Source organism: Micromonospora sp. NRRL B-16802 (assembly GCF_001279555.1).
Classification (GTDB): Bacteria; Actinomycetota; Actinomycetes; order Mycobacteriales; family Micromonosporaceae; genus Micromonospora; species Micromonospora profundi.
Genome location: NZ_LGEB01000014.1, coordinates 1 through 327, shown reverse-complemented (window position 1 = coordinate 327; position 327 = coordinate 1). Strand labels below are relative to the sequence as shown.

The following is a 327-nucleotide window of genomic DNA, read 5'->3' as shown; positions in this document are numbered from 1 at the left end:
GGTGCTACACGCGGGGTACAACACCCTGTCCTTCGTGTTCGATGCTGCGCTGCGCACCGATATCGCCAACGTCGTGACGGATCGCGCAGCGGGCGCCGCGACGATCGGGGTCCTCGTTCCCAGCGCAGTTGTCGTCATCACAGCCCTGGTGGTCGGGATGCGCACCCGGCGCAGCGGCCCTACGCGAACACCGCACTCGGCGGCCGCGCGACCCGCGTCCGCGCTCTCGGGGGCGCAGCTCGCGGGTAGCCAAAGATGGCCCTCGTGACGTTCTCGTGGGTGGGTCTCGACCGTGATCAACAGCGCACGCCGTGTCCCGTCCAGGTT

The 327-nt window shown here is 69.1% G+C and carries 1 pseudogene; it reads left to right on the top strand.

From position 1 onward, the window contains the following. Window positions 1-268 (top strand): annotated as a pseudogene (locus ADK66_RS32170) (hypothetical protein); the annotation flags it as partial. Window positions 269-327: the final 59 nt, after the last annotated feature.